The 26,568-nt window shown below is 67.7% G+C and carries 25 protein-coding genes and 4 pseudogenes; 23 read left to right on the top strand and 6 right to left on the bottom strand.

Annotation, left to right across the window (positions count from 1 at the left end):
- The first annotated feature begins 49 nt into the window (after positions 1-49).
- The 3 genes and pseudogenes from ACHMWU_RS23495 to ACHMWU_RS23485 all read left to right on the top strand — a co-directional run bounded on the left by ACHMWU_RS23495 (position 50) and on the right by ACHMWU_RS23485 (position 4,388).
- Complete coding sequence (locus tag ACHMWU_RS23495; RefSeq protein ID WP_396047657.1) at positions 50-1,858, top strand: ABC transporter permease; 1,809 nt, start codon at positions 50-52, stop codon at positions 1,856-1,858.
- A gap of 97 nt (positions 1,859-1,955) precedes the next feature.
- Positions 1,956-3,259: pseudogene (locus ACHMWU_RS23490) on the top strand (phosphoketolase); the annotation flags it as partial.
- Between the two features lie 67 nt (positions 3,260-3,326).
- Entirely contained in the window at positions 3,327-4,388 is a 1,062-nt protein-coding gene (locus tag ACHMWU_RS23485; RefSeq protein WP_396047655.1) for a hypothetical protein, read from the top strand.
- 15 nt (positions 4,389-4,403) lie between these two features.
- On the opposite strand, the gene ACHMWU_RS23480 is transcribed toward ACHMWU_RS23485, so the two are convergent.
- Positions 4,404-5,561, bottom strand: a complete 1,158-nt coding sequence (locus ACHMWU_RS23480) for an acetate/propionate family kinase (protein WP_396047653.1) — start codon at positions 5,559-5,561, stop codon at positions 4,404-4,406.
- A gap of 346 nt (positions 5,562-5,907) precedes the next feature.
- Between ACHMWU_RS23480 and ACHMWU_RS23475 the strand changes: the two genes are divergently transcribed.
- From ACHMWU_RS23475 to ACHMWU_RS23465, 3 genes are all read left to right on the top strand, one after another.
- Positions 5,908-6,453 (top strand): GrpB family protein, encoded by a 546-nt coding sequence (locus ACHMWU_RS23475; RefSeq protein WP_396047651.1) that lies wholly within the window; start codon positions 5,908-5,910, stop codon positions 6,451-6,453.
- Between the two features lie 106 nt (positions 6,454-6,559).
- Positions 6,560-6,904 carry a YciI family protein gene (locus ACHMWU_RS23470; protein WP_396047649.1) on the top strand — a complete coding sequence of 115 codons (345 nt, stop codon included), beginning with the start codon at positions 6,560-6,562 and terminating at the stop codon, positions 6,902-6,904.
- Between the two features lie 163 nt (positions 6,905-7,067).
- A complete protein-coding gene (locus ACHMWU_RS23465) occupies positions 7,068-8,120 on the top strand; it encodes an RNA polymerase sigma factor (RefSeq protein ID WP_396047647.1) in 1,053 nt (350 codons plus the stop codon).
- A 6-nt stretch (positions 8,121-8,126) separates the two neighbouring features.
- Here ACHMWU_RS23465 and ACHMWU_RS23460 read toward each other — a convergent pair whose 3' ends face one another.
- Positions 8,127-8,453 carry an ArsR/SmtB family transcription factor gene (locus ACHMWU_RS23460; RefSeq protein WP_396047645.1) on the bottom strand — a complete coding sequence of 109 codons (327 nt, stop codon included), beginning with the start codon at positions 8,451-8,453 and terminating at the stop codon, positions 8,127-8,129.
- 74 nt (positions 8,454-8,527) lie between these two features.
- Between ACHMWU_RS23460 and arsB the strand changes: the two are divergent.
- From arsB to ACHMWU_RS23425, 7 genes and pseudogenes are all read left to right on the top strand, one after another.
- A pseudogene (gene arsB / locus ACHMWU_RS23455) lies at positions 8,528-9,590 on the top strand (ACR3 family arsenite efflux transporter).
- Positions 9,587-10,000, top strand: coding sequence for an arsenate reductase ArsC (locus tag ACHMWU_RS23450; protein ID WP_396047643.1), 414 nt, complete (start codon positions 9,587-9,589; stop codon positions 9,998-10,000). Before arsB ends, ACHMWU_RS23450 begins: the two are co-directional and overlap by 4 nt.
- The gene (locus tag ACHMWU_RS23445) at positions 9,997-11,310 is read left to right on the top strand and encodes an NAD(P)-binding domain-containing protein (RefSeq protein WP_396047641.1); all 1,314 of its coding nucleotides are present in this window, start codon (positions 9,997-9,999) and stop codon (positions 11,308-11,310) included. Before ACHMWU_RS23450 ends, ACHMWU_RS23445 begins: the two co-directional genes overlap by 4 nt.
- A 157-nt stretch (positions 11,311-11,467) precedes the next feature.
- Positions 11,468-11,713: pseudogene (locus ACHMWU_RS23440) on the top strand (MFS transporter); the annotation flags it as partial.
- A gap of 22 nt (positions 11,714-11,735) precedes the next feature.
- Positions 11,736-12,386 carry an MFS transporter gene (locus tag ACHMWU_RS23435; protein WP_396049190.1) on the top strand — a complete coding sequence of 217 codons (651 nt, stop codon included), beginning with the start codon at positions 11,736-11,738 and terminating at the stop codon, positions 12,384-12,386.
- Positions 12,383-12,874 (top strand): MFS transporter, encoded by a 492-nt coding sequence (locus tag ACHMWU_RS23430; protein WP_396049189.1) that lies wholly within the window; start codon positions 12,383-12,385, stop codon positions 12,872-12,874. The genes ACHMWU_RS23435 and ACHMWU_RS23430 overlap by 4 nt, the downstream gene beginning before the upstream one ends.
- A gap of 3 nt (positions 12,875-12,877) precedes the next feature.
- Positions 12,878-13,627: an acyl-CoA thioesterase gene (locus ACHMWU_RS23425; protein WP_396047639.1), complete on the top strand. Its 750-nt coding sequence runs from the start codon at positions 12,878-12,880 to the stop codon at positions 13,625-13,627.
- On the opposite strand, the gene ACHMWU_RS23420 is transcribed toward ACHMWU_RS23425, so the two are convergent.
- Positions 13,610-14,779, bottom strand: coding sequence for a pyridoxal phosphate-dependent aminotransferase (locus ACHMWU_RS23420; RefSeq protein WP_396047637.1), 1,170 nt, complete (start codon positions 14,777-14,779; stop codon positions 13,610-13,612). The two genes, ACHMWU_RS23425 and ACHMWU_RS23420, sit on opposite strands and share 18 nt — an antisense overlap.
- A gap of 189 nt (positions 14,780-14,968) precedes the next feature.
- Between ACHMWU_RS23420 and ACHMWU_RS23415 the strand changes: the two are divergent.
- The 3 genes and pseudogenes from ACHMWU_RS23415 to ACHMWU_RS23405 all read left to right on the top strand — a co-directional run bounded on the left by ACHMWU_RS23415 (position 14,969) and on the right by ACHMWU_RS23405 (position 17,671).
- Positions 14,969-16,073: pseudogene (locus ACHMWU_RS23415) on the top strand (DUF1800 family protein).
- On the top strand, positions 16,027-16,377 hold the full coding sequence (locus ACHMWU_RS23410; protein WP_396047635.1) for a DUF1800 family protein: 351 nt from the start codon (positions 16,027-16,029) through the stop codon (positions 16,375-16,377). The pseudogene ACHMWU_RS23415 and the gene ACHMWU_RS23410 overlap by 47 nt, the downstream one beginning before the upstream one ends.
- 40 nt (positions 16,378-16,417) lie before the next feature.
- Positions 16,418-17,671, top strand: a complete 1,254-nt coding sequence (locus tag ACHMWU_RS23405) for a DUF1501 domain-containing protein (protein ID WP_396047633.1) — start codon at positions 16,418-16,420, stop codon at positions 17,669-17,671.
- 65 nt (positions 17,672-17,736) lie between these two features.
- On the opposite strand, the gene ACHMWU_RS23400 is transcribed toward ACHMWU_RS23405, so the two are convergent.
- Positions 17,737-17,928, bottom strand: coding sequence for a hypothetical protein (locus ACHMWU_RS23400; protein WP_396047631.1), 192 nt, complete (start codon positions 17,926-17,928; stop codon positions 17,737-17,739).
- Between ACHMWU_RS23400 and ACHMWU_RS23395 the strand changes: the two genes are divergently transcribed.
- From ACHMWU_RS23395 to ACHMWU_RS23380, 4 genes are all read left to right on the top strand, one after another.
- Complete coding sequence (locus tag ACHMWU_RS23395; protein ID WP_396047629.1) at positions 17,918-18,889, top strand: MFS transporter; 972 nt, start codon at positions 17,918-17,920, stop codon at positions 18,887-18,889. The genes ACHMWU_RS23400 and ACHMWU_RS23395 overlap by 11 nt on opposite strands.
- Positions 18,890-19,053: 164 nt before the next feature.
- Complete coding sequence (locus ACHMWU_RS23390; protein ID WP_396047627.1) at positions 19,054-19,782, top strand: sortase domain-bontaining protein; 729 nt, start codon at positions 19,054-19,056, stop codon at positions 19,780-19,782.
- Between the two features lie 4 nt (positions 19,783-19,786).
- Complete coding sequence (gene pyrE / locus ACHMWU_RS23385; RefSeq protein ID WP_396047624.1) at positions 19,787-20,434, top strand: orotate phosphoribosyltransferase; 648 nt, start codon at positions 19,787-19,789, stop codon at positions 20,432-20,434.
- Positions 20,431-21,033: a TrmH family RNA methyltransferase gene (locus ACHMWU_RS23380; RefSeq protein WP_396047622.1), complete on the top strand. Its 603-nt coding sequence runs from the start codon at positions 20,431-20,433 to the stop codon at positions 21,031-21,033. The genes pyrE and ACHMWU_RS23380 overlap by 4 nt, the downstream gene beginning before the upstream one ends.
- Before the next feature lie 45 nt (positions 21,034-21,078).
- Here the strand turns inward: ACHMWU_RS23380 and ACHMWU_RS23375 are convergent, their stop codons facing one another.
- Positions 21,079-22,002: a hypothetical protein gene (locus ACHMWU_RS23375; protein ID WP_396047620.1), complete on the bottom strand. Its 924-nt coding sequence runs from the start codon at positions 22,000-22,002 to the stop codon at positions 21,079-21,081.
- Between the two features lie 113 nt (positions 22,003-22,115).
- On the opposite strand from ACHMWU_RS23375, the gene ACHMWU_RS23370 reads away from it, so the two are divergent.
- A complete protein-coding gene (locus ACHMWU_RS23370) occupies positions 22,116-23,480 on the top strand; it encodes an FAD-dependent oxidoreductase (protein WP_396047618.1) in 1,365 nt (454 codons plus the stop codon).
- A gap of 73 nt (positions 23,481-23,553) precedes the next feature.
- Positions 23,554-24,573 (top strand): class II fructose-bisphosphate aldolase, encoded by a 1,020-nt coding sequence (gene fbaA / locus ACHMWU_RS23365; protein ID WP_396047616.1) that lies wholly within the window; start codon positions 23,554-23,556, stop codon positions 24,571-24,573.
- Positions 24,574-24,577: 4 nt separating this feature from the next.
- Here the strand turns inward: fbaA and ACHMWU_RS23360 are convergent, their stop codons facing one another.
- Positions 24,578-24,961: a MarR family winged helix-turn-helix transcriptional regulator gene (locus ACHMWU_RS23360; protein WP_396047614.1), complete on the bottom strand. Its 384-nt coding sequence runs from the start codon at positions 24,959-24,961 to the stop codon at positions 24,578-24,580.
- Positions 24,962-25,080: 119 nt separating this feature from the next.
- On the opposite strand from ACHMWU_RS23360, the gene ACHMWU_RS23355 reads away from it, so the two are divergent.
- Positions 25,081-26,547, top strand: a complete 1,467-nt coding sequence (locus ACHMWU_RS23355; RefSeq protein ID WP_396047611.1) for an MFS transporter — start codon at positions 25,081-25,083, stop codon at positions 26,545-26,547.
- Positions 26,548-26,568 lie beyond the last annotated feature (21 nt).

The following is a 26,568-nucleotide window of genomic DNA, read 5'->3' as shown; positions in this document are numbered from 1 at the left end:
CCTGCGCGGCTCGAACTCGCCCGGTTACCTCGTGGCTGAGGCCGGAAAAGTGGCGCCTGACGGCTTCTCCGTCCAGACCGGCGACGAGTTCCGTGAGGACCAGCGTGCGGCGAACGGGTCGTTCGCCCAGACGCTGAAGAAGGCACTGCAGGCGTTTGCAGTGCTCGCCCTGCTCGTCGGTGGGTTCGTCATCTACAACACGTTCAGCGTCATCGTGGCCCAGCGCCTGCGTGAGCTCGCGGTGCTGGCCGCCATCGGTGCGACTCCTCGTCAGCTCAAGCGGTCGCTGCGGATGGAAGGACTCGTCCTCGGCGTTCTCGGGTCGGTCCTCGGTGTCGTGGCGGGCTACCTCCTGACGCTGGCGTTGCAGGGTGTCCTCGAGCCCACCGGTAACAGCCTGCCTGGCGGAATCTCCTTCAGCTCCTCGAACCTCGTCAGCGGCCTGATCCTCGGCACCGTCATCACCGTGATCTCGGTGATGATCCCGGCGCGGCGCGCGGGACGGACGGAGCCGATCGAGGCGATGCGGGACGCCGCCACCGAGTCGGCGTCTTTGGGGCGTCGTCGCGCGATCATCGCCCTGGTCCTGGGAGTCGTCGGGCTGGCTGGGATGCTCATCGGCTCGAGCCTTGCGTCCATCGGCGGGGGTGCTGTCGCATTCGTCGCCTCGGTGTTCGTGGGGGCTCCGTACCTCGCCCGACTGGGCGCTCGGGCGGCTCGCCCGCTGCTCGAGCGCTTCGGCCTGGAGGGGCGCCTCGCAGTCGACAACTCCATCCGCAGTCCAAAGCGGACCGCGACCACCGCGAATGCCCTGCTGATCGGCGTCTTTCTGGTGACTCTCGTCGCCGTGGCCGGGGCCAGCATCCGCGACTTCGCCGTCCAACAGGTCAACGACGTCCAGTCGGCCGACTACCTGGTGGTCAGTCAGGGCGGCACCATCGACGACGCCTTCGTGACGAAGCTCAGCGCGATCAAGGACGTCAACGAGGTTGTGCCCTTCAAGCGCGTTGCGGCCACGGTCGACGGGACGGCCTCGACCATCTCATCCGGTGATGTGGCCGAGATGAAGAAGATCGCCAGCATCACAGTCGACAAGGGCAGCCTCGACGACCTGGGGGTCGGAACCATCGCCGTGCTCGACCTCGGTGACGGCAAGGCACCCAAGGTGGGCAGCGCCGTGACGGTGAAGGACGCCCAGGGCAAGAAGGTGGATCTGCGGGTCGCGGCAACGCTTTCGGCGACGCAGGACACCGGTCAGACCGGCAGCATCGTCGACGCGAAGACCTTCACGACGCTGGCTGGCGACGCTGCCCCCACAGTCGCGTTCGTCGACGTGGCCTCAGGCGCTCAGGGCAGCACCAAGAACGCGATCCAGGACCTCGCCGACCAGCGGCCGGACATCACGGCGCAGGAGGGCAATGCGGTCGGCAAGCTCATCGGGACGGTCTTCGACTTCCTGATCAAGGCTGTGACCGGGCTGCTGCTGATGAGCGTCCTGATCGCCCTGATCGGGATCATCAACACCATGTCGTTGTCCATCCTGGAACGCCGCCGTGAGCTCGGGCTCCTGCGCATCATCGGCATGACCGACAAGCGGGTGCGCCGGATGATCACCCTCGAGTCGATCGTGATCTCGCTGCTCGGCACCCTGGGTGGTCTCCTCACGGGCCTGATCGTGTCGCTGCTGCTCGTGCTGTCGTTCAACCGGCTCAGCGAGGCCACGATCACCCCCAGCATCCCGTGGACCGAGCTCATCTCGATCCTGGTGGCCGGGATGCTGCTCGGAGTGCTCGCAGCCCTGCTGCCGGCGCGTCGTTCGACCAAGATGGAAGTGCTGGACGCAATCGCCAGCAGCTAGATGGTGGGCATCGGTCATCGAGTCGGTCTGGCGGTTGCGCAGTGGCCGAGTGGGTGGAAGATTGCGATGCGACAGCAGATCACACCTTGGGGGATCCATGGCCAGTGACATCAAGCCAGTGCTCGACGCCGCAGAGCTGGATCTGATCGACCGGTGGTGGCGTGCTGCCAACTACCTGTCGGTGGGCCAGATCTACCTGCTCGACAACCCCATGCTCGAGCGGGGACTCGTCGCCGAGGACATCAAGCCGCGCTTGCTGGGGCACTGGGGGACCAGCCCAGGCCTGAACCTGGTGTACGCCCACCTCAACCGGCTCATCCGCACCCGTGACGTCAACGCGATCTTCTTGGCCGGTCCGGGGCACGGTGGTCCGGCGGCGGTGGCGAATGCCTACCTGGAGGGGACCTACAGCGGCTCTATCCCCGCATCGGGCTCGGCACCGACGGGATGCGGGCCCTGTTCCGGCAGTTCTCGTTCCCCGGTGGCATCCCGAGCCATGTCGCGCCTGAGACCCCAGGATCGATCCACGAGGGTGGCGAGCTCGGCTACGTCCTGTCGCACGCATATGGCGCGGCGCTGGACAATCCCGACCTCGTGGTCGCTGCGGTCGTAGGCGACGGAGAGTTCGAGACCGGCCCGCTCGCCGCGTCGTGGCACAGCAACAAGTTCCTCAACCCCGTCACCGACGGTGCCGTCCTGCCGATCCTGCACCTGAACGGCTACAAGATCGCCAACCCCTCGGTGCCCGCCCGCATCCACCGACACGAGCTCGAGAGTCTTCTTCGGGGCTACGGACACGAGGTGATCACGGTCGAGGGGGATGATCCGGCCGACGTGCACCAGCAGATGGCTGCGGCGATGGACCGCGCTCACGACACCATCAGCGAGATCTGGCGCGCCGCCCGCGAGGACGGAGACGTCGAACGCCGACCGTGGCCCATGATCCTGATGGTCACTCCGAAGGGCTGGACCGGTCCCAAGGTCGTCGACGGTCTGCCGGTCGAGGGAACCTGGCGCGCTCATCAGGTACCGCTGGCTGGTACCCGCGAGAACGACGAGCACCGAGCCCAGCTCGAGGAGTGGATGCGCTCGTACCGTGCCGAGGAGCTGTTCGGTCCCGACGGGGTCTTGGACGAAACGCTGAGAGACCTTGCTCCGCGAGATACCCGCCGGATGAGTGCCAACCCCCACGCCAACGGCGGCCTGTTGACCAAGCCGCTCGTTCTCCCTGACTTCCGCGACCGCGCCGTCGAGGTGACGGCGCCGGGTGCCTCTATCCACGAGCCGACCAAGGTGCTGGGCGAGTACCTCATCGACGTCGTGCGGGACAACCCGACCAACTTCCGGATCTTCGGACCTGACGAGACCGCGTCGAACCGGCTCAACCCGGTCTACGAGGTCACCGACAAGGTGTTCGCCGGCCGCATCCTGGAGACCGACGAGCACCTCAGCCACGTCGGGCCGCGTCATGGAGATCCTGTCGGAGCACACGTGCCAGGGCTGGGTCGAGGGCTACACGCTGACCGGGCGCCATGGCCTGTTCAGCTGCTACGAGGCGTTCATCCACCTGGTCGACTCGATGTTCAACCAGCACGCCAAGTGGTTGAAGACGACGCGGGACATCCCATGGCGACCGCGCGTGCCGAGTCTCAACTACCTGCTCAGCTCGCACGTGTGGCGACAGGACCACAACGGCTTCTCGCACCAAGACCCTGGCTTCATCGACCACGTGGTGAACAAGCGGGCCGAGGTCGTCCGCGTCTACCTCCCGCCGGACGCCAACACGTTGCTGTCGACGATGCAGCACTGCCTGGAGAGCCAGCACTACGTCAACGTCGTCGTGGCGGGCAAGCAGCCGTCTTACGACTGGCTGACGGCCGACGAGGCCGATCTGCACTGTGCGCGTGGTGCAGGTATCTGGGAATGGGCGTCGAATGACGAGGGCAGGCCCGACGTGGTCATCGCATGTGCCGGTGACGTCCCGACGCTGGAGGCGCTCGCCGCGGTGAGCATCCTTCGGGCGAAGCTGCCGGAGCTGCGGATCAGGTTCGTCAACGTCGTCGACCTGATGAGGCTTCAGGACGAGACCGAGCACCCCCACGGCATGGCCCAGCGCGACTACGACAACCTCTTCGGCACCGACGTGCCCGTGATCTTCGCCTACCACGGCTACCCCTGGCTCATCCACCGATTGACCTACCGACGAGCCAACAACGATCACCTGCACGTCCGCGGCTACAAGGAGGAGGGCACGACGACCACGCCCTTCGACATGGTGATGATGAACGACATGGACCGGTTCCACCTGGTCATGGACGTCATCGACAGGACGCCTGGACTCGGCTCCAGAGCGGCGTCGTTGCGGCAGGAGATGGTCGACACCCGACGGCGGGCGCGGCAGTACACGCGGGATCATGGCGACGACCTGCCGGAGGTCCGCGACTGGGAGTGGACGTCCCACGGGGAGCGCCCAGAAGCGGGGAGCTCGCCGTCGGTCACGGCTGCGGCGTCGACCAGCGCTGACTTCTGACGACGAGGTTGGCACCTATTCGGGGCTGATCGTGGCCATGACGTCGCGGGCAATCGCGAGCTCTTCATTGGTGGGGACCACCAGCACCTGCACGGGGGAGCCATCCGTGGAGATCCGCCGAGGCTCGACGCCCTCGGCAGCATTGCGGTCTGGGTCGACGACGATTCCGAGGGGCTCCAGGCCCTGCAGGCACGACGCCCGGATGCCAGAGTTGTGCTCGCCGACCCCGGCGGTGAACGTGATCACGTCGGCGCCCGACAGGACGGCAAGGTAGGCGCCGACGTACTTGCGAAGACGGTGCACGTAGACGTCGCGGGCGGCGAGTGCTGCCCGGTCACCGGCGTTGGCCGCTCGGTCGATGTCACGGAAGTCGGTCATCCCCGACATCCCCTGCATCCCTGATCGGTGGTGCAGCAGATCTTCGACACCGTCGACGTCGAGCCCGCCGTGACGGAGCAGGTGCAGAATTATGCCGGGGTCGAGGTCGCCGGCTCTGGTCCCCATCACGAGACCCTCTAACGGCGTCATCCCCATGGAGGTGTCAGCCGGGCGGCCACCCCTGATCGCCGAAGCGGACGCTCCGTTGCCCAGGTGCAGGACGATCTGGTCGATCTCGTCGACGGGCCGGCCGACGAAGTCTGCTGCGACACCGGCCACGTACCGGTGGCTGATCCCGTGAGCCCCGTAGCGGCGGATGCCGTGCGCCTCGGCCAGCTCGTCGGAGAGGGCATACGTTGCGGCAGCAGCCGGGAGATCGGCGAAGAAGGCGGTGTCGAAGACCGCGACTTGAGGCAGGTCCGGGTAGCGCTCCCGCGCGCGGCGGATACCTGTGGCAGCCGGTGGATTGTGCAGTGGTGCCAGCTCGGCGAGATGGTCGATCGTCTGCAAGACCTCGTCGTCGAGGATCACGGGGTCGACCAACGCCGTCCCGCCGTGGACGACCCGGTGGCCAACTGCGATCAGCGACTCGGTGGCCACGCCGTGCCGCTCGAGGTCGGCATGCATGTCATCCAGGGCGGCGCCATGGTCAGGCACGGTCTCGCCGATGCGCTCGACGATGCCCCGGACCTCAGCGTGCCCGCTTGCCGGGTCGACGACCTGGTACTTGAGTGATGAGGACCCGGCGTTGATGACCAGGACGAGAGCTGGCTCGACGTGGGGGTGCAGGTCCATGATCCGAGCCTGCCCTGTGGCGGCCGTAGAACAGCGACCTGCGACGGCGTGTCGCATTGTGGCAGGTGTCGGTCGACTCACTACCCTCCAGCAGCCGGCAATCCCCCTCGTGCCCAGCCACGCGAGGGGGGTTCCGGATTCTCGCTGAAATGACGGCAGCTGTGGGTTGAGGCGCGTTGCATTGAGATCTACTATCCGAAGTAGATGACATCGGACGTCACAGGTGTCCGGTCGGGGCGTCAGGACAACGTCGTTGCGCACGACGTGACTTACCGTCCGGGCTGCGGGGCCGTGCGGGCTCAGCGCACGGCCCCGCGTTCACGTGGCGCAGCGCTAGCATCGAATGGTGCCTGTTGACGTCGTCCCGTACTCGTCGTCGTGGCCACTGCAGTTCGAGCAGGTTGCCGATGACCTGCGGAGAGTGCTGCAAGCGGTTCCTTCGGCAGTCGTCGAGCACGTCGGTTCGACGTCGGTGCCCGGCTTGGCGGCCAAGCCGATCCTCGACATCGACGTCATCGTCGCTGCCCGTGACGTCGAGGCTGCGATCGCCGCGCTGGCCTCGGTGGGCTACGTCCATCGCGGCGACCTGGGCGTCGTCGACCGGGAGGCGTTCGAAGCCCCCGACGACCGCCCACGGCGGAACGTCTACGTCTGCATCGCAGGAACCCTCAACGTCCGCAACCACCTCGCTGTTCGAGATGTCCTGCGGGAGCGGGCAGACCTGCGTGACGAGTATGCGTCCGTCAAGCTCACGCTGGCGGCCGATCCCGGCATCGAGATCGACACCTACATCGCCGGCAAGTCGGGGGTGCTGCAGAAGGTGCTTGCCGCATCAGGTCTGACGGTCGACGAACGTCTGCAGATCCTGCGCCTCAACGACCCCTCTGCCTGATCGGATCGTCGTCGATCTCGAAGCGGATGTCGAGAATTGGCAGGCGGTTCCGTCCCAGGTGTGAAGGTGACCACAATGGGTCGCACCAGCATCGAGGAGAACCATCATGGCCAAGTACCTGTTGCTCAAGCACTACCGCGGCGCTCCGGCGGCGGTCAACAACGTCCCGATGGACCAGTGGACGCCCGATGAGATCTCGGCGCACATCCGGTACATGCAGGACTTCGCCGACCGGCTCCAAGCAGCCGGGGAGTTCGTCGACGGTCAGGCGCTGGCACCCGAGGGCCAGTGGGTGCAGTACGGCGGCGAGGGCAAGCCGCCGGTCACCGACGGGCCGTTCGCCGAGACCAAGGACCTGATCGCCGGCTGGATGATCATCGACGTCGACAGCCATGATCGTGCGGTCGAGCTCGCCGGGGAGCTGTCCAGCCGCCCCCGGTGCAGGTGGTGAACCGATCCACGAGTGGCTCGAGCTGCGTCCGTTCCTGACCGAGCCGCCGACCATCACGGAATGAGCCTGACGGTGGACGAGGGCCTGCTGCGCAGTCTCGTCCCGGAAGTCTTGGCGGTCCTCGTCCGCCGCGGAGCTCGATTTCGCGGCGGCCGAGGACGCTGTGCAGGACGCGTTGGTCGAGGCGGTCCGCGCGTGGTCCGACGATCCGCCGCGCGATCCGAAGGGCTGGCTCGTGACGGTCGCGTGGCGCCGATTCATCGACGCGACCCGGTCAGAGGTCGCTCGGCGGCGCCGGGAGGACCTCGTCGACGACGAGCCGCTGCCAGGACCGGTGTCGGGCGTCGACGACACGCTCCAGCTCTACTTCCTGTGTGCGCACCCCTCGCTGACCGCGTCATCGGCAGTGGCGTTGACACTGCGTGCCGTCGGCGGTCTGACGACTCGTCAGATCGCCGAGGCCTACGTCGTGCCGGAGGCCACGATGGCCCAGCGGATCAGCCGGGCCAAGCGGACCGTCTCCGGTGCGCGGCTCGACCAGCCGGGTGACGTGGCCACGGTGCTGCGCGTCCTCTACCTGGTGTTCAACGAGGGCTACTCGGGTGACATCGACCTGGCGGCGGAGGCGATCCGGCTGACCCGGCAGGTGGCCGCGTCGATCGACCATCCAGAGGTCGCCGGGTTGCTGGCATTGATGTTGCTGCACGACGCACGCCGTCCGGCCAGGACGTCGACAGGAGGCACCCTGGTGTCGCTGGCCGATCAGGATCGCAGCCTCTGGGACACCCGGACGATTGCCGAGGGAGTCGAGATTCTGCAGCGCGCACTAGCCCGCGAGCGGCTGGGCGAGTTCCAGGCGCAGGCGGCGATCGCGGCGCTCCACGCCGATGCGCAGAGAGCCGAGGAGACCGACTGGGTGCAGGTCGTCGAGTGGTACGACGAGCTCGTGCGCCTGACGGACAGCCCGATCGTCCGGCTCAACCGCGCCGTGGCGGTCGGCGAGGCGGACGGGCCACGTGCCGGGTTGGCGGCACTTGCTGCGCTCGACGACTCGCTGCCCCGCTACCGGGCCGTCGAGGCCTATCTGCGCGAGCGGGACGGCGATGTGCTGACAGCCGCGCGGCTATACGTCGAGGCCGCGAGCCGGGCGTCCAACCTGGCCGAGCAGGAGCACCTGACCCGTCAGGCCGCGCGCCTCAACGCTCGCCGGGGCTAGCGGTGGTCAACGTTGCGGCCAGCTCTTCGAGCGATCCTGGAACGAGGGCGTAGTCAGCCAGACGCCGCGCTTGGTCCGGCTGAGCAGCCCCGCGTCGACGAGGATCTTGAGATGGTGGCTCACGGTCGGCTGGCTGAGGCCGACGGGTTCGGTCAGATCGCACACGCAGGCCTCGTTGCCGTCGTGTGCCGCGACCATCGAGAGCAGCCTGACGCGGGTCGGGTCGGCCAGCGCCTTGAACTTGGCCGCCAGCGTCACGGCGTCCTCGGCGGAGATCGACTCGGTCACCAACGGTGCGCAGCAGGCGCTCAGCGCGGTCTGGGTCGTGGGCATGCCTCGATCGTACCCAACGCATTGACATTCGTCGATGGATTGCTATCGTCATCCCATCGACAAACTTCGATGGGATGACAGTGACGCACTCTCCACGCCTCTCCACGCTCGACCGGTTCCTGCCCGTCTGGATCCTGGGCGCCATGGCTGCCGGCCTGCTGCTCGGTCGTGCCTGGCCCGGCATCGCCGACGTCCTCGACGCGGTCACGATCGGTTCGGTCTCGCTGCCGATCGCGGTCGGCCTGCTGGTCATGATGTATCCGGTCCTGGCCAAGGTCCGTTATGACGAGACAGGCACCGTGCTCGGCGATCGTCGCCTCATGGCGGCCTCGATCGTCCTGAACTGGATCGTCGGCCCCGCCCTCATGTTCGCGCTCGCCTGGCTGCTGCTGCCCGACCTGCCCGGAGCTTCGCACCGGACTGATCATCGTCGGCCTGGCGCGCTGCATCGCGATGGTGCTGATCTGGAACGACCTGGCCTGCGGCGACCGCGAAGCCGCAGCTGTTCTCGTCGCGGTCAACAGCGTCTTCCAGGTCGTGGCCTTCGGCGCCCTCGGCTGGTTCTACCTGCAGGTGCTGCCCGACTGGCTGGGCCTGTCGACGACCAGTGCCGAGTTCTCGGTCGCCACGATCACCGTGAGCGTCCTGGTGTTCCTGGGCATCCCCCTCGTTGCCGGCTACCTGACGCGCACGCTGGGCGAACGTCGCTGGGGCCGCGAGGCGTACGAGGCGCAGTTCCTGCCGCGCATCGGACCGTGGGCGCTGTACGGCCTGCTGTTCACGATCGTCGTCCTGTTCGCGCTGCAGGGCGATGCCGTGACCAGCCAGCCGCTCGACGTGGCGCGCGTCGCGCTTCCCCTGCTGCTCTACTTCGCGGCGATGTTCGGGCTCGGCATGACCGCCGGCTGGCTGCTGAGCCTCGGCTACCGGCGCTCCACGACGCTCGCCTTCACCGCAGCCGGCAACAACTTCGAGCTGGCGATCGCAGTGGCCATCGCGACCTTCGGCGTGACCTCCGGCCAGGCACTCGCCGGAGTCATCGGCCCGCTCATCGAGGTGCCCGTCCTGGTCGGGCTCGTCTACGTCGCGCTGCGCCTGCGGCACCTGCTCGACACTCCCGAGAAGGTGAACCGATGACCCGGCCCGCCGTGCTGTTCGTCTGCGTGCACAACGCCGGCCGTTCGCAGATGGCCGCAGCATTCCTCGCTGCCGTCGCGGGTGACCGCATCGAGGTGCTGTCGGCGGGCTCGCAGCCCGGCGCGACAGTCAACCCGGTCGCCGTCGCCGCCATGGCCGAGGTCGGCATCGACATCGCCGCAGCACAACCCAAGATCCTGACGCCGGACGCCGTCCAAGCATCCGACGTCGTCATCACGATGGGCTGCGGCGACGAGTGCCCGTACTTCCCTGGCAAGCGCTACGAGGACTGGGTGCTCGACGACCCCGCCGGCCAAGACCTCTCGTTCGTCCGTCGCGTCCGCGACGACATCTCGACCCGGGTCGATGCGCTCGTCGACTCACTCATCCCGAAAGAGGACGCCTCATGACTCAGCCCAGCTCTCTACCCGTCGTCGTGATCGGCGCAGGCCCCATCGGACTGGCTGCGGCCGCCAACCTCGCTGCCTACGGCGTTCCGTTCGTGGTCCTCGAAGCAGGTTCGTCCGCAGGGTCTGCGGTGTCCGGTTGGGGGCACGTCAGGCTGTTCTCGCCGTGGTCCGAGCTCGTCGACCCGCGCGCACGCCAGCTGCTCGACGTCACCGGCTGGGACGCTCCGCCCCTCGACGAGTACCCCACCGGAGCGGAGTGGGTCGACACCTACCTGGCGCCGCTCGCAGCCGCCCTGGGGCACGTTCTTCCCGAGCATCGGGTGATCGCCGTCTCCAAGGCTGGACGTGACGTGCTGGTCGACGCCGATCGCGACACGACCCCCTTCATCGTCCACGTCGAGGGGCCAGACGGTCCTCGACAGCTCGCAGCGCGCGCCGTCATCGACGCATCAGGCACCTGGCACGGACCCAACCCGCTCGGCAGCGACGGGATCGCGGCATCGGGAGAACGCGCGCACGCCGACCGCATCTCCTACCGGATCCCCGACCTGGCTGACACGACAGCTCGTGCCCGCTATGCCGGCAAGCACGTCGTCGTCGCCGGGACCGGCGCCTCGGCGAAGACTGCGATCGTGGGACTTCGCGCGCTCGCCGCGGCAGACGGGACGCGGGTGACCTGGTTGATCCGTCGCGGCAGCGCATCGCCAGCCTATGGCGGAGAGGAGGCCGACGAGCTCGCACAGCGCGGTGCACTGGGCAGCGATGCACGCCGAGCCGTCGAGGACGGGGCCGTGACGACGGTGACCGGGTTCCACCCCGTCGCGGTCACCGCAGACGGCGACGGAGGGCTGCGGATCGAGTCGGCCGACGGCAAGGCCGTCGATGCGGTCGACGAGGTCATCGCGCTCACCGGGTTCCGGCCCGACCCGACGGTGCTGGCAGAGCTGCGCCTCGACCTCGATCCTGTCCTCGGCGCACCTCGCGACCTGGCCCCGCACATCGACCCCCGCTTCCACTCGTGCGGATCCGTCCAGCCGCACGGAGTGGACCTGCTGTCCCACCCCGGAGACCGACGTCTTCGTCGTCGGCATGAAGTCGTACGGCCGCGCCACGTCATTCCTCGCGCTGACCGGCTTCGAGCAGGTCCGTTCGATCGCCGCCCACCTCGCCGGCGACGAGGCTGCAGCGGCCGCAGTCGAGCTCACCCTGCCGGAGACCGGGGTGTGCGGTGGCGCAGGAGACTTCGGCGACAGCCAGCCGGTCGGGGGCTGCTGCGCGAGCGTGTGACGACGTCGATCTCGGCGACGTGAGCCTGGTCGCGTTGCGCGCGGCAACCGTCAGGAGCGCGGTCGCCAGCGACTAGGGTGCAAGCGGAGGCGAACACACGTGGCGAGCAGTACCCAGCTGAAGAGCGGCAAGATTCCATGGGCAGAACGGCCGTGGGCCAGCGAACGACGAGGCCGGATCATGGTCATGATCCTGGCGTTCTCCGGCATCCTCGCCGCGCTGATGCAGACCATCGTGATCCCGTTGGTCGGCGACCTGCCCGAGCTGCTCGACACGTCCAGCAGCGATGCGTCATGGGTCATCACCGCGACTCTGCTGTCGGCTGCGATCACGACACCGATCAGCGGCCGCCTCGGTGACATGTTCGGCAAGCGCCGCATCCTGATCGTCTGCGTCGTGATCCTGACGATCGGCAGCGTCATCTGCGCCGTCAGCAGGCTATCTGCCGGTGTTCCTCGTCGGTCGGGTGCTGCAAGGTGCCGCGATGAGCGTCGTCCCCCTCGGCATCAGCATCCTGCGCGACGAGCTGCGACCCGACCGGGTGCCGACGGCGATCGCCCTGATCAGCGCGACGCTCGGCGCCGGAGCCTCCATCGCCTTGCCCTTGTCGGCCTACCTCGCCCAGAACTTCAACTGGCACATCATGTTCTGGGCTGCTGCGGGCGTCAGCGTCATCGCGCTCGTGCTCATCGTGATCTTCCTGCCAGAATCACCGACGACCAATCCGGCCCGTTTCGACCTCGTGGGAGCGGCCGGCCTGTCGGCTGGACTCATCCTGTTGCTGCTGCCGATCACGAAGGGCTCGACGTGGGGCTGGGACAGTCCGATCGTCATCGGCATGCTGGCGTCCAGCGTCGTCGTGCTCGTGGCCTGGGTCTGGTTCGAGACCCGCGTCGACAACCCCATGGTCGACATCCGGGTGTCGTCCTCGCGGCCTGTGCTGCTGACCAACATCGCCTCGGTGCTCGCCGGCTTTGCGATGTTCACCAACAACCTGATCCTGCCGCAGCCCTGCAGTCGCCGGAGTCGACGGGGTACGGGCTCGGGCAGACGATCTTCGTGGCTGGCCTGTGCCTGGCGCCTGGCGGATTCGTCATGATGCTCCTGTCACCCCTGGCGGGACGCCTGTCGACCCGGCATGGCCCGAAGGTGACGCTCATCGCCGGCCTCGCGATCATCACCGCCGGGTACACGCTGGCGTCGTTCTTCATGTCCGAGGTCTGGGAGCTCGTGCTGCTGTCGGCGATCAACGGTGCCGGCGTCGGACTGGCTTATGCCGCGATGCCAGCCCTCATCATGTCGGCTGTGCCCTCGACCGAGTCTGCGGCCGCCAACGGGCTGAACACCCTGATGCGTTCGATCGGCACCTCGGTCTCGAGCGCGGTGCTCGCGGTCCTGCTGACGTCGATGACCCGCGACGCAGGCGGCTTCCAGGTGCCGACCGAGCAGGCGTTCCGGCTCAGCTTCGTCGTCGGCGCGGGGGTTGCGGCGTTGGGAGTCATGGTCGCGTTCTTCATCCCGGTCAAGAAGTATGAAGTCGAAGAGGTGCGCCCACGGGTGCGCCAGCTGATCGAAGAAGGGTTCTGACACGTGGTCGAGCACGAGATCGCGATGCGGTGGGGCGACATCGACTCCTACGAGCACGTCAACAACGTCCGGTTCCTCGACTACGCCGCCGAGGGCCGCGAGCGCTTGATGCGTGACGGAGCGCTGGCGGAGGACTCGCGGGTCGCCGCAGTCACGATCGACTACCTCGTGCCGGTGCTCCTGAGCACGCGGCCAGTCGTCGTGACCAACGAGCTCGACGGCGACGTGCTGCGGCAAGAGATCTGTGTCGACACCGAAGGCGGTCGGGTCGTCAACGCCCGGGTGGTGAGCCGGTTCGGCTCGATCCCGTCCGCGGCACCGGCCAGCCAGGTGTCGGATGCGGTGCAGGTGCCGGTCGCGATTCGGCTGCACGACATCGGCCCCGGCGGCGTCGTGACCCCGGAGCGGACCGCCGACGTCGTGCAGGAGCTGCGGATCGCTCAGCGAACGGCGGCAGATCCCGACCGGGTGTGGGGAAAGAGTGTCGTCGCCTCGGTCGCGATCGACTTCCACGGCCCCATCCGTCATGGCGTGCCAGACCTGTCGGCACGCTGCTGGACGTCACGGGTCGGCATCTCCTCGTACACAGCCGAGGCCGAGATCAGCGACGGTCGCGGCGTCCTGGTGCGAGCATCGAGCGTCATGGTCGGCTGGGATCCGCTGACCGGGAGCTCGCGGCCCATGACGGAGCAGGAACGGGCCGTGCTCGTCAGCGCGCCAGCACCTGCAGGCGGCTCAGCGCCTCGGCGATGACAGCAGGTTGCTTGCAGAACGCCCAGCGAACCAGTGGCCGACCCGGATTCCTCTCGGCTCCTGAGCTGTCTCTGCTCCCTGGCTTGTCGAAGGGTCGTAGAACACCTGGTGCGGGATCGCGACGACCCCGGCGACATCGGGCAACGAGCGGCAGAACTCGATGCCGTCGCTGAAGCCGAGGGGCCGGATGTCGGTCGTCGCGAAGTAGGTGCCCTCGGGCACGAACACCTCGAAGCCGATGTCGGCCAGTCCTTCGCAGAGCTGGTCGCGCTGCGACTGCAGCTGCGACTTGAGTCCGGCGTAGAAGGCCTCATCGGCTTCCAGCGCCTGCGCGATCGCGGGCTGCAACGGTGATCCCGAGGTGTAGGTGAGGAACTGCTTGACGCCGAGCAGCGCGTCGACGAGGGTTGCCGGTCCCGTCGCCCAGCCCACCTTCCACCCCGTGAACGAGAACGTCTTCCCGCCGCTGCTGATCGTCAGGGTGCGCTCGGCCATTCCCGGCAGGGTCGCGATCGGGATGTGCGGCACGTCGTCGAACGTCAGGTGCTCGTACACCTCGTCACTGATCACGACCAGGTCGTGCTCGATCGCGAGGGCGGCGACGGCTTCCAGCTCGTGGCGACGCAGCACCGCCCCCGTCGGGTTGTGCGGCGAGTTGAGCAGGATCGCGGTCGTGCGTGGCGACACCGCGGCCCGCAGCTCGTCGATCGGCAGCCGGAAGTCGGGAGCCCGCAACGTCACCGGTCGACGTACGGCGCCGGCCATCTGCATCATCGCGACGTACGAGTCGTAGTACGGCTCCAGCACGATGACCTCGTCGCCCGGGTCGACCAGGCCGAGCAGGGCTGCAGCAATCGCCTCGGTGGCGCCTGTCGTGACGGCGACTTCGGCGTCGGGGTCGACGGTCAGCCCGTAGAAGCGGTGCTGGTGCGCTGCGATGGCGTGGCGCAGCTCGGGCACACCTGCTCCGGGCGCGTACTGGTTGCGGCCGCTGCGCAATGCCTCGACGGCATGCTCGACGACCTGGTCGGGCCCATCAGTGTCGGGAAAGCCCTGCCCGAGGTTGACCGCCCCGGTCCTGGCGGCGAGAGCGCTCATCTCGGCGAAGATCGTCGTGCCGAGCCCGGCGATCCGGGCGCTGGAAGTCTTCACGTCCAGACTCTAGCCGCGGCCGACCCGCGATGATTTTTCTGGCCGGAATGGCAGACGCTGACGGCGCCTCAGCATATTCTCGGGGAAGGTCAGATCGCGCAGGACCCGTCGGTGGGCTGGGAGTCCTTCCGGAGCAGCAGTTCTCGCGCGGTCGAGGGAGAGACCAAGGGGAAGCTTGTGAGTACTCGCATGTCTGCGGCGACCACGCCGCGTCTGCTGCGTGCGTCCGATCTGCATCTGGTGCGCCGTTTCACGTTCGGCGTCAACGAGCAGGCCTGTGCGGACTTCCGCTGGTCGAAGACCGCCAAGAAGTGGTTCGACCGCCAGCTGGCACCCAGCCGGATCTCCGACAAGCGAGCCGACGTGATCGCCGGGTGGTTCCCGCGCCTCAAGGACTCGCCCGAGGCAGCGTGGGCGAATGCCAAGAAGGGCAGCTTCAACAGCTGGGAGTACGGCCTCAGCTTCGCGCAGTACACGACAGCCAGACGGATCATCTCGCGCCGCCAGGTGCACGAGGTGATGACCGACTTCTGGTCCAACCTGCTCTACATCCCGGTCGGCGAGGACAGGTCGTTCCCGTGGCGGATGTCGTACGACAAGGCGATCCGCGCCCATGCCCTCGGCACCTACCGGGGACTGCTGCGCGCCACGATCGTCCACCCGGCGATGTCGGGGTGGCTCAACAACTCGGTCAACACCAAGCACGGGATCAACGAGAACCTCGGCCGTGAGCTCCTCGAGCTCTACACGGTCGGCCGCGCCAGCAGGTACACCGAGGACGACGTCAAGAACTCGGCGCGCATCCTGACCGGGTTCAAGGTGCGGGTCTTCGACGGCTACGGCGCGAGCGTACCAGCCCCGGGACCACTTCGTCGGCAAGGTCAAGGTGCTGGGCTTCACGCACGCCAACACCAACCCCGACGGCCGCGCGGTCGTCAACGCCTACCTCGACTACCTCGCCCGGCATCCGGCCACGGCTCAGAAGATCGCGCGGAGGCTGTGCGTCCGCTTTGTCTCGGACAATCCTTCGGCCTCGATCGTCAACGCCGTCGCCAAGGCGTACCGGACCTCCGACACCAACATCAGGACGACGTTGCGCGCGCTCGTCAACCATCGCGACTTCCAGGCCTCCAAGCGCACCAAGGTCCGCACGCCGGTCGAGGACGTCATCAACACGATCCGGGTGCTCGAGCTGCGACCGACCGGGGTGTCTTCTCGACGACTCGCTGCTGCGGCAGTCGATCTGGATGTCGCAGGGACTCGGTCAGTACCTGCACTCCTGGCCACGCCCTGACGGCTTTCCCGAGACCTCGTCGACCTGGACCTCCCCGGCACGGGTGCTCCGGGGCTGGGACATCCACTACAGCCTGGCCGGGAAGTGGTGGAGTCCCAAGCAGTACTACACACCGGCTCGGGCCAAGCAGCTGCCGACGGCCTGGCCACGGACGCTGGGACAGCCGTCGACCACCAGTCGCGGATGCTGCTGGGCCGCGCGTCGACGGCAGACCTGCGCGCGTCGGTCGCCTCGGCGCTCAACCGCAGCCAGGCCTCGAAGTTCCGATCCGCCAAGGAAGTCAGCGACTGGACCTGGACCGTGATCCGCGGCAACGTGCTCAACGCTCCCGACGGGATCGTGCGATGACTGCTCCGCAGGAGTGCTGCGCTGACTACGAGGTCAGCCGCCGCTCCGTCCTGAAGGCAGCTGGCCTCGCGGGGATGGCCGGTGTCGTCACGTCGATGTTCGGCGACGTCATGACGTCGACGGTGTTCGGCAGCGGCGAGTCCAACATCCTGGTCGTGGTGTCGTTGCGTGGCGGAGCGGACGGGCTCTCGATGGTCGTGCCGCACGCCGAGCCGGCCTACTACGCAGCCCGGCCGACCACGGCCATCGCACCGAGCAGGCTCTTGTTTCCCGATGCGACGTTCGGTCTGCATCCGGCATTCGCAGCCCTCTCGCCGGCGTGGCTCCTCGGCCAGGTCGCGGTCGTCCACGCAACCGGCATGGCCGTCCCGAACCGCAGCCACTTCGAGGCGATGGAGGCGGTCGAGGACGCCGATCCCGGCACTGCGGCGCGGGTCGGCTGGCTCAACCGCATGATCGGCGGTCTGGCGACGAGCCCCGACCTCTTCGACGGCGTCAGTCTCGGCAACGCGATCATGCCGACCGCACTTCAGGGGCCGTCCCCGGCCCTCGCGACCGAGGAGTTCGCCTCCTTGAGAGGTCCGTTCGCCACTGACCCGGTGCTGCGCAAGCGGATCACCGACAGCCTGCACACCCAGTACCGCAAGCACGGTGGCCTGGTCGGTCGGGCCGGGGTCGGTGCGCTCGCCCTGACCCAGCGAGCCTCGGCGATCGCCGGCACGATCGACGATGGCCCGCACTCCGGCGCCCTCTACCCGAAGGACTCGTCGCTGTCCGAAGCGCTGAAGACCACCGCCGGGCTCATCCGCGCCGGTGTCGGTGTCAAGGCGGTCGCGGTCGACTCGGGAGGATGGGACCAGCACGTCGAGCTCGGCTACCGCGTCGACATGACGATCAAGGACCTCGCCAAGAGCCTCGCCGCCTTCTTCGTCGACCTCGGACCGCACGCAGGACGGGTCACCGTCGTCACCGTCAGCGAGTTCGGCCGACGGCTGCAGGAGAACGGTGCCGGCGGCGTCGACCACGGCTACGGCAACATGATGCTCGTCATGGGCGGCGGCGTGAAGGGTGGCCGGTACTACTCGCGGTGGCCCGGTCTCAGCGCCGGCAAGCAGGTCGATGGCGACCTGGCCGTCACGACCGACTACCGCAGCGTCCTGGCCGAGATCCTGCGATCGAGGTTCAGCGCACTCAACACCTCGAAGATCTTCCCAGGACTGTCCTACGATCCCTTGGGGTTCATGTCCTGAGTTCCGCCCCCGGCCGGGCCTACCATGACGAGATGACCGAACTCCGGCGTACGCGCATCGCCGTCTCAGCCGGCTTCTTCCTCCAAGGACTCGTGTTCGCGGCCATCGTGACCCAGGCCCCGCGGATCAAGGACCGCTTCGACATCGGCGACGGTGGCCTGACCGGCATCCTCGTCCTGGTGGCCGTCGTGTCGGGGATCGGCAGTGTCGTCGCCGGAACTATCGCCGAAACGCCGCACGAGCGCCGTGGCATTCAAGATCGCGCTGTTGACGATCGGGACGGGCGCCCTGCTGGTGGGCCTCGCCCCGACGATGCCGCTGCTCGTCGCGGCCTTCGTGCTCTACGGGCTCGGCGTCGGCGCCGTGGATGCCGGCATGAACATGCAGGGTGTCCGCACCCAGGTCGCCGCCGGCAGGAGCATCATGGCGAGCTTCCACGGCATGTGGTCCGTCGGCGGCATCATCGGCGCGCTGTATGCCGCCGGGGTCGCGCACGTCGACGTGCCATTCGGTCTCTCCTTGGGCCTGGTCGCCGTGGTGACGTGGATCGTCGCGCTGTTCGCCGCGCCGCACTTCATCGCGGCGCAGGAGCACGATGCGGGGCTGTCGGCGAAGGGACTCGACCTGCCTTGGCGGCCGGTCCTCGTCTTCGGCCTCGTGGTGCTGCTGTTCTACTCGGCCGACACCGGGATCCTGACCTGGAGCAGCGTCTACCTCGAGGACGCCCTCGACGCCTCGACCACGGTGGCGCCCCTGGCCTACGGCGCCTACCAGGCCGGTGCGCTGATCTCCCGGTTCGGCGGCGACCTGCTGGTGCGTCGCATCGGCGCCGTGCGAGTCGTCGTCATCGGCACGGTGACCGGCATCGTCGGCCTGGCCCTGGTGGTCTCGGCGGCCGCGCCCGTCATGGCGATCGTCGGCTTCTTCGTCGTCGGTGTCGGCCTGGCGATCCTGGCGCCGCTGGCCTTCGCGGGCCTGGCTGGCGCGGTGCCCGCGGCCTCGCTCGACGTCGCGATCGCGCGGATGAACATCGCCAACTACGTAGGCGCGATCTTGGGTGGCGGGCTGATCGGGGCGGCGGCGTCGGCCGACCACCTGCGGTGGGCGTTCGTCATCCCGCTGGTGCTCGTGCCCGTCGTGCTGCTGTGCGCGCGGTCGTTCAGGGCGGCTGACGACCTGGCCGGAGATATAAGTCGGCCCACCGTTCTCGGGGGGTGAAACGGTGGGCCGACAACAGGCGCCGACGGCTCGAGGCACATCGACCCTGCGTCGAAAATAGTACTGGATGAACGGGTCACCTCGGTGGCTTTTGAGAAATATTTCAACTTCTTTTCGGGTGGCTTCTGATCAGCGGCAGGTGTGCGGGTGACACAATCGCTGGCATGACTGCCGACCGCACGCACCGACGTCGCGCCCGGCGTAGTCCCGTCCGGCGTGTCGCGACGGGGCTGGGGATCCTGATGATCCTGGGCGGTCTCGGTGTCATCTCCTGGGTGGGCTGGCAGTACTTCGGCACCAACATCGTGTCCAAGCACAAGCAGGCCGAGATCAAGCAGTCGATCAAGATCGACTGGGGCAAGGGCATCGACTCCGATGCGATCGGGCTGCTGCGGGTCAAGCGGTTCGGCAGCGGCTTCGAGATGCCGATCGTCAAGGGCATGGACTCCGGCGCGTTGTCCCGCGGAGTCGGCTGGGACACCAAGAGTGCCAAGCCAGGACAGGTCGGCAACTTCGTGCTGGCCGGTCACCGGGTCACCCACGGCGAACCCTTCGCGAAGTTCCCGAAGCTGAAGGCCGGTGACCTCGCGGTCGTCGAGACCCGCACGGCGATCTACACGTACAAGCTGCGCAACTCCGGCACGTCGATCACGGTCGACTTCACCGAGGGCTGGCCGCTGTGGAACGTCCCAGACCCTGACGGGAGGGGCAAGGTCGCCACCACCGAGACCCTGACGATGGTCACGTGCTCCGAGCTGTTCCACACGCGCAACCGCAGCGTCGTGATCGGCGACCTGGTCAAGACGGTCAAGAAGACCACCGAGAACACCAAGACCGACAAGACCGACCCACCTGCCAAGGGCAGCAAGACCGACAAGACCGAGACGGACTGAACACATGCACGACTACCAACGCGAGTTCATCGAGCTCGCACTCGACCACGACGTCCTGCGCTTCGGCGAGTTCACGCTCAAGTCGGGACGTACCTCGCCCTACTTCTTCAACGCGGGGCTGTTCAACTCCGGCGCGCGGCTGGCGGGGCTCGGCCGCTTCTACGCCGACGCGATCGTCGCCAGCGGGGTCGACTTCGACGTGCTGATGGGACCGGCCTACAAGGGCATCCCGATCGCGTCGGCGACCGCGGTCCAGCTCGCCGAGCACCACCAGCTCGACGTGCCGTGGTGCTTCAACCGCAAGGAGGCCAAGGACCACGGTGAAGGCGGCTTGATCGTCGGATCATCGCTCGCCGGACGCGTCCTGGTCGTCGACGACGTCATCACCGCCGGCACGGCGATCCGGGAGGTCATGGAGATCCTGACTGCGAACGACGCGAGCTGTGCTGGAGTCGTCGTCGCCGTCGACCGTCAGGAACGCGGTCAAGGCAAGCTGTCGGCCATCCAGGAGGTCGAGCGCGACTTCGGCATCCCCGTCATCTCGATCATCGACTTCGACCAGATCATCGAGTTCGTCGAGGAGTCTGGCCGTCACGCCGAGCACCTCGAGGCGATCCGCGGGTACCGCGAGGAGTTCGGCGTCACCGCATGACCGAGCTCGTAGGAGTCGGACCGTGGCAGGGGGAGTGGCCCGACGAGGACCACTACGACCCCGAGCTGCTGCGTGACGGTGATCGGCGCAATGTCACCGACCAGTACCGCTACTGGACACTCGAGGCGATCGTCGCAGACCTCGACCTGCGACGGCACCCCTTCCACGTCGCGATCGAGAACTGGCAGCACGACTTCAACATCGGCTCGATCGTGCGCACGGCCAATGCGTTCGCGGTCGCCGAGGTGCACATCATCGGCAAGAAGCGCTGGAACCGGCGCGGCGCCATGGTCACCGACCGGTACCAGCACGTGCGTCATCACGAGACCGTCGAGGTGTTCACCGGCTGGTGCCGCGACGCGGGGCTGACCGTCCTGGGCATCGACAACGTCGATGACTCCGTGCCGATCGAGACGGCATCCTTGCCGACCGACTGCGTCCTGGTGTTCGGCCAGGAAGGCCCCGGCCTCTCCGACGAGGCCAGGGCTGCGTGCGAGCAGACGTTGTCGATCGCCCAGTTCGGCTCGACGCGGTCGATCAACGCCGGAGCGGCTGCGGCCATCGCGATGCACACCTGGATCCGCCAGCACGCACTCTGACGGCTCGGTGAACCATGCCGTCACGGCAGAGCAAGGACGATGGCGTCATACCTGCAGACCTGTGTATCGGCGGAGCGCTTCCTTGAAGACGGGGATGTTGGCGATGCCCGTCTCCTTGACCTTGGCGCGTGGCCGGCGCCGCCGATCTCGCACCACGACATGGGTCCAGTTGTTCTCTCCGTCGTGCTCGTAGGTCACCGAGTCGATCTCGCCCCACCTGATGGGCACGCCCTCGACCACCAGGACAGCTGGCTGGAGGGTCACGGCGCCCAGGTCGATCGACTCCCCACACCGCAGACGGTCTTCGAACGTGGCGAGCCCGGCCGCGATGGCCGACTCCTTGATGCGCGTCCCCACCTCGTCACGGACACCCGCCCGGTCAGGCTTGCCCTCGATACCGACCTGCCCGCTCTCGAAGTACAGTACCTTCGACCAGGAAGCCGTCTCGAGTCTCCCGCGGCGGATCATCCGAACTCCGTCCGCGTGCACACCGACGTACTCACAGCCACGCCAACGCACGAACAACCCGACCGTGACGGCCACGGTGCCCATCACCACCGGGGTGATCCAGCCCCATGCCGCACCCTCGGCCGCGGAGGGCACGATCACGATGCCGAGCACCACGATGGTCACCGCGATCAAGAAGCTCCAGACGGAGACGTAGCCTTCGTAGAACATGGTCGCCCCGCCGTCGGCGCACTCGGGACGATCGTCGGCGACGAGCGGAGCCGCCCTCACATCTCGCCGCCACACCACCACCAGCGCGACCAGGAATGCCAGCGAGACCAGCACGAGGCCTGCGCCGACACCAAGACCGATCAGCTGCACCTGCTCGCTGCTGCTCGTGCCGAGCGTGGCCGCGTAGACGACACCGCCGACCCCGATCAGTCCCAGCCACACAGCCGAGCCGACCGAGAACCGGGTGAGAGCACGCAGCGCCGCGGTGTGGGAGTCGGTGTCCGCAGTCATACGCCACGGTAGCCATCGGTCTTCTGGCGATGTCAAGCGGTCGGGGACCGGTCTCGTGACCCGCGACTCGGGGTGGGGGATGCGCCGATCACGTCGTTCCATAGGGTCGGGGTATGGGTAGACGAGTCGTCATCATCGGTGGAGACGCGGCTGGCATGACGGCTGCATCGGCAGTGCGACGGCGGTTGCCGGACGCCGACGAGGTCATCGTCCTCGAGCGCGGGCACCGGACGTCATACTCCGCGTGCGGTATCCCGTACTGGGTCGCCGGCGAGGTGGAGTCGGCCGATGCACTGGTCGCCCGCACCCCCGAGCAGCACATTCAGAACGGGATCGACCTGCGACTCGGAGTCGAGGCCACCGCGATCAACCCGAAGGCACAGACCGTCACGGTGCACGGCGGCGAGACCGTCTCGTACGACCGTCTGGTCATCGCGACCGGTGCAGAACCCATCCGGCCCAACCTGCCCGGCATCTCGGGTGACGGCATCTACGGCGTCCAGTCCCTCGACGACGGACAGGCGCTGATCGACGGTCTCGCCGACGGCCCGCGCCGCATCGTCGTGGTCGGCAGCGGCTACATCGGCCTCGAGATCGCCGAGGCCTGCGTGACCCGTGGCTTCGACACCACCGTCATCGAACGCGCAGACACCCCGCTCCGCATCGTCGAGACCGAGCTGGGTGAGCAGATCGCCGACGCCATGCGGGCCGGCGGCATCCACTTGCGAGCCGGCGCCAGCGTCACAGGCTTCGAGCTCGACCCGTCAGGCTGCGTCGTGGCAGTCAAGACCGACGCCGGCCCCGTGCCCGCCGACCTGGTCGTGCTCGGGCTCGGCGTCACCGCCCGGTCGGGGCTGGCCGCCGATGCGGGTCTGCCGCGCGGGCCCAAGGGCGGCATCGTCGTCGACGAGCACCAGCGCGTCGAAGGCTTCCCCCAGATCTGGGCGGCCGGAGACTGCGTCGCGACCCGCATCCGAGTCACCGGTGAGCCGTCCACCTGCCGCTGGGCACCCACGCCAACAAGCAGGGGATGGTGGCCGGCGACAGCATCGTGGCCGCAGCTGCTCGGCGAGGAGCCGCAGCTGTCGTTCCCGGGCGTCGTCCAGACCGCGATCACCAAGTTCTGCTCGCTCGAGATCTCGCGCACCGGGCTGGGTCGCGAGCAGGCTGTCGAGGCCGGATTCGATCCCGTCGTGGTGTCGATCGAGACCACCAACTTCGCCGGCTACATGCCGTCGCCGGGCACCATGACGGTCCTGATGATCGCCGACCGGACGTCACGTCGCCTGCTCGGCGCGCAGATCGTCGGCGCAGAGGACTCGGCCCTGCGCATCGACGTGGCCGGGACGGCGCTGGCCGCTGCGATGACGGTCGACGACGTCGTGATGCTGGATCTCGCGTACGCACCGCCGTTCTCGTCGGTGTGGAGCCCCATCCAGGTGGCGGCCCGCGCGATGGTCAAGGCCCTCGCGGGGTAGACCCGGCGTCCGCCCAGCGGGGCGGCTGGGATACTGACAAGGTCTGCCACCTTTCCGTCCACAGGAGATTCGCATGCCCGTCGCCACACCCGAGGTCTACGCAGAGATGCTCGACAAGGCCAAGAACGAGTCGTTCGCCTACCCGGCCATCAACGTCTCGTCCTCGCAGACCCTCAACGCCGCCCTGGCCGGCTTCGCCGAGGCCGAGAGCGATGGCATCATCCAGGTCTCGACCGGAGGCGCGGAGTACTTCTCCGGTCCCACGGTCAAGGACATGGTCTCCGGCTCGCTGGCGTTCGCCGCATTCGCCGAAGAGGTCGCCAAGAAGTACCCGGTCAACGTCGCGCTGCACACTGACCACTGCCCCAAGGACAAGCTCGACGGCTTCGTCCGTCCGCTGATCGCCGCCTCCGCCGAGCGCGTCAACGCTGGAGGTCTGCCCTACTTCCAGTCGCACATGTGGGACGGCTCGGCTGTTCCGCTCGACGAGAACCTCGAGATCGCCAAGGACCTGCTGGCTCTCTGCTCGGCGGCCAACATCATCCTCGAGGTCGAGATCGGCATCGTCGGTGGCGAAGAGGACGGTGTCGAGGGTGGCATGGGCGAGCACCTCTACACGACCCCTGAGGACGCGCTGGCCACGGCCGCAGCGCTCGGCCTCGGCGAGAACGGTCGCTACCTGACCGCGCTGACGTTCGGCAACGTGCACGGTGTCTACAAGCCCGGCAACGTCACGCTGCGTCCTGAGATCCTCAAGGCCGCGCAGGAAGCTGTCGCGGCGCAGTACGGCAAGGATGCGCCGTTCGACCTGGTGTTCCACGGCGGATCGGGCTCGCTGCCCGAGGAGATCTCGGCCGCCGTCGACTACGGCGTCGTCAAGATGAACGTCGACACCGACACCCAGTACGCGTTTACCCGTCCGGTCGCGGCGCACATGTTCAGCAACTACGACGGCGTCCTGAAGGTCGACGGCGAGGTCGGCAACAAGAAGACCTACGACCCGCGTGCGTGGGGCAAGGCCGCCGAGGCTGGGATGGCCACCCGTGTCGCCGAGGCGTGTGCGGCTCTGCGCAGCGCCGGCACCAAGCTCTGACCTGCTACTTCTCCGGTAGCAGGACCCCCGTGGCGAGGCCGGTGCACTCACCGGCCTCCTCACGGAGGATTGCGCGCTGTGTGGGTCGCGCCTCGGCGTAACGCCGTTTGCCGTCGGCAGTGATCGACGTCCACTGCGCGCGTCGGTCATCGCTGCACGTGTTGCGACAGACGAGGCCGTCCTTCTCGAGCCGGGTCACGAGGCGTGACAGGGCGCTCTGGCTCAGGTGTGCGTGCTCGGCGAGGGCGGCCATGCGTACCTGGTCGTCCTCCGCGGCATCGAGCAGCTGCAGCACCTCGAACTCACTCGACGTGAGGTCGTGCGCAGCCCCGAGCTCGCGATCGAGCCGGCAGCCAGCTGGTTGTACCGGCCCCTGAGCTCGTGCCACGAGGCTGCGAGCAGATCATCGGACGCTTTCGGCACGTGTGAAGCATATCACCGCGTCTGCATAAGATGTTCATGCATTAGTTGCTTGCGCATTAAATGCATATGCATAAGACTCGTCGCATGACCTCTACGACCTTCCCGGCGTCCACGGACTCCCGGCTGCACGTCACCGAGGGGCGCGGCTGGTCCGCGTCCACCTGGGTGCTTCTCGTCGTCCTCGGCGGCGCGCTGTTCCTTGACGGCCTCGACATCTCGATGGTCGGCGTCGCGCTGCCGTCGATCGGTGCGGACCTCGGCATGTCACCTTCTGCCCTGCAGTGGATCGTCTCCGGATACGTCCTGGGCTACGGCGGGCTGCTGCTGCTGGGCGGTCGCGCTGCCGACCTGCTCGGGCGCCGTTCGGTGTTCCTCGTCGCGGTGGCTGCATTCGGCATCGCCTCGGTGGTCAGCGCGTTCTTGAGCAATGACCTGGCGATCATCGCGCTGCGGTTCCTCAAGGGCATCGCCGCGGCGTTCACGGTCCCTGCCGGACTGTCGATCATCACGACGACCTTCGCCGAAGGGCCAGCCCGCAACCGGGCGTTGAGCATCTACACGATCTGTGGGGCCAGCGGCTTCTCGATGGGGCTCGTCTTCGGCGGCGTCCTCACCGAGCTGGGGTGGCGGGCGACGTTCCTGCTGCCCGGACCCGTCGCGATCCTGCTGTTCATCGCCGGTCTCAAGGTCATTCCGCATGCGGCACGTGAACGGGTGAGCCTCAAGCACTTCGACCTGGTCGGAGCGTTCACGGTCACGGCGTCGCTGCTGGTGCTGGTCTACGCGGTCGTCGAAGCGCCTGAGCGCGGGTGGACGGCGCCCTCGACGATCGTGCTGCTCGTCGCGAGCGTCGCGTTGGCGGCGACGTTCATCGCAGTGGAGCGTCGGCACGACCATCCGCTGGTGCGCCTGGGCATCCTGAGATCGGCGCACGTGGTTCACGCCAACGTCGTGGGGGCCGTGATGTTCGGCGGCTATGTCGCGTTCCAGTTCGTCGTGACGCTCTACCTGCAGAACTCGCTCGGCTGGTCGCCGATCGCCATGGCGCTGGGCTTCCTCCCGGCAGGCATCCTGGTGGTTGCGAGCGCCGTGAAGATGGATGTGATCCTGGAGCGGTACGACACGCGGTGGATCATCGCGATCGGTCTCGCGGCCTTCGTCGCCGGCTATGCGTTGTTCTTGAGGGTCGAACCCGGCATGTCGTACGTCAGTCTTCTGCTGCCCACGATGCTCCTGCTGGGTGTCGGCTTCGCGCTGTGCTTCCCGTCGATCAACTCGCAGGCCACAGCCGGTGTGGCGGACCATGAGCAGGGCCTGGCCTCGGGACTGGTCAACACCAGCGTCCAGATCGGAGGGGCGGTGATGCTGGCTGTGGTGTCGGCCATCATCGGCACCGGACCGGCACAGTCCGGAGAGCTGCTCCCGCACATGACGACCGCGATCGCGGCCGTGGTCGGGCTGACGAGTGTGGGTCTCATCGGGACCCTGGCGGTGCTCGGTGCACGGCGGGCGCCCGCGGCTGAGGTGGTCGAGCCGTGCGTCGCGTGCTGAGCCCGCACCGTAGGGTTCGGG

The organism is Aeromicrobium sp. UC242_57 (assembly GCF_044452305.1).
GTDB lineage: Bacteria > Actinomycetota > Actinomycetes > Propionibacteriales > Nocardioidaceae > Aeromicrobium.
The sequence above is the reverse complement of the archived record's forward strand: the minus strand, read 5'-3'. Positions and strand labels throughout refer to the sequence as shown.

Excerpts from the sequence above, each read along its gene's own strand:
- ACHMWU_RS23485 (WP_396047655.1), top strand. The coding sequence starts at position 3,327 with ATGGAGATCCTGTCGGAGCACACGTGCCAGGGCTGGGTCGAGGGCTAC.
- ACHMWU_RS23480 (WP_396047653.1), bottom strand. The coding sequence starts at position 5,561 with ATGGACCTGCACCCCCACGTCGAGCCAGCTCTCGTCCTGGTCATCAAC.
- ACHMWU_RS23470 (WP_396047649.1), top strand. The coding sequence starts at position 6,560 with ATGGCCAAGTACCTGTTGCTCAAGCACTACCGCGGCGCTCCGGCGGCG.
- ACHMWU_RS23460 (WP_396047645.1), bottom strand. The coding sequence starts at position 8,453 with ATGCCCACGACCCAGACCGCGCTGAGCGCCTGCTGCGCACCGTTGGTG.
- ACHMWU_RS23450 (WP_396047643.1), top strand. The coding sequence starts at position 9,587 with ATGACCCGGCCCGCCGTGCTGTTCGTCTGCGTGCACAACGCCGGCCGT.
- ACHMWU_RS23445 (WP_396047641.1), top strand. The coding sequence starts at position 9,997 with ATGACTCAGCCCAGCTCTCTACCCGTCGTCGTGATCGGCGCAGGCCCC.
- ACHMWU_RS23430 (WP_396049189.1), top strand. The coding sequence starts at position 12,383 with ATGATGCTCCTGTCACCCCTGGCGGGACGCCTGTCGACCCGGCATGGC.
- ACHMWU_RS23410 (WP_396047635.1), top strand. The coding sequence starts at position 16,027 with ATGTCGCAGGGACTCGGTCAGTACCTGCACTCCTGGCCACGCCCTGAC.
- ACHMWU_RS23405 (WP_396047633.1), top strand. The coding sequence starts at position 16,418 with ATGACTGCTCCGCAGGAGTGCTGCGCTGACTACGAGGTCAGCCGCCGC.
- ACHMWU_RS23390 (WP_396047627.1), top strand. The coding sequence starts at position 19,054 with ATGACTGCCGACCGCACGCACCGACGTCGCGCCCGGCGTAGTCCCGTC.
- pyrE (WP_396047624.1), top strand. The coding sequence starts at position 19,787 with ATGCACGACTACCAACGCGAGTTCATCGAGCTCGCACTCGACCACGAC.
- ACHMWU_RS23380 (WP_396047622.1), top strand. The coding sequence starts at position 20,431 with ATGACCGAGCTCGTAGGAGTCGGACCGTGGCAGGGGGAGTGGCCCGAC.
- ACHMWU_RS23375 (WP_396047620.1), bottom strand. The coding sequence starts at position 22,002 with ATGACTGCGGACACCGACTCCCACACCGCGGCGCTGCGTGCTCTCACC.
- ACHMWU_RS23370 (WP_396047618.1), top strand. The coding sequence starts at position 22,116 with ATGGGTAGACGAGTCGTCATCATCGGTGGAGACGCGGCTGGCATGACG.
- fbaA (WP_396047616.1), top strand. The coding sequence starts at position 23,554 with ATGCCCGTCGCCACACCCGAGGTCTACGCAGAGATGCTCGACAAGGCC.
- ACHMWU_RS23355 (WP_396047611.1), top strand. The coding sequence starts at position 25,081 with ATGACCTCTACGACCTTCCCGGCGTCCACGGACTCCCGGCTGCACGTC.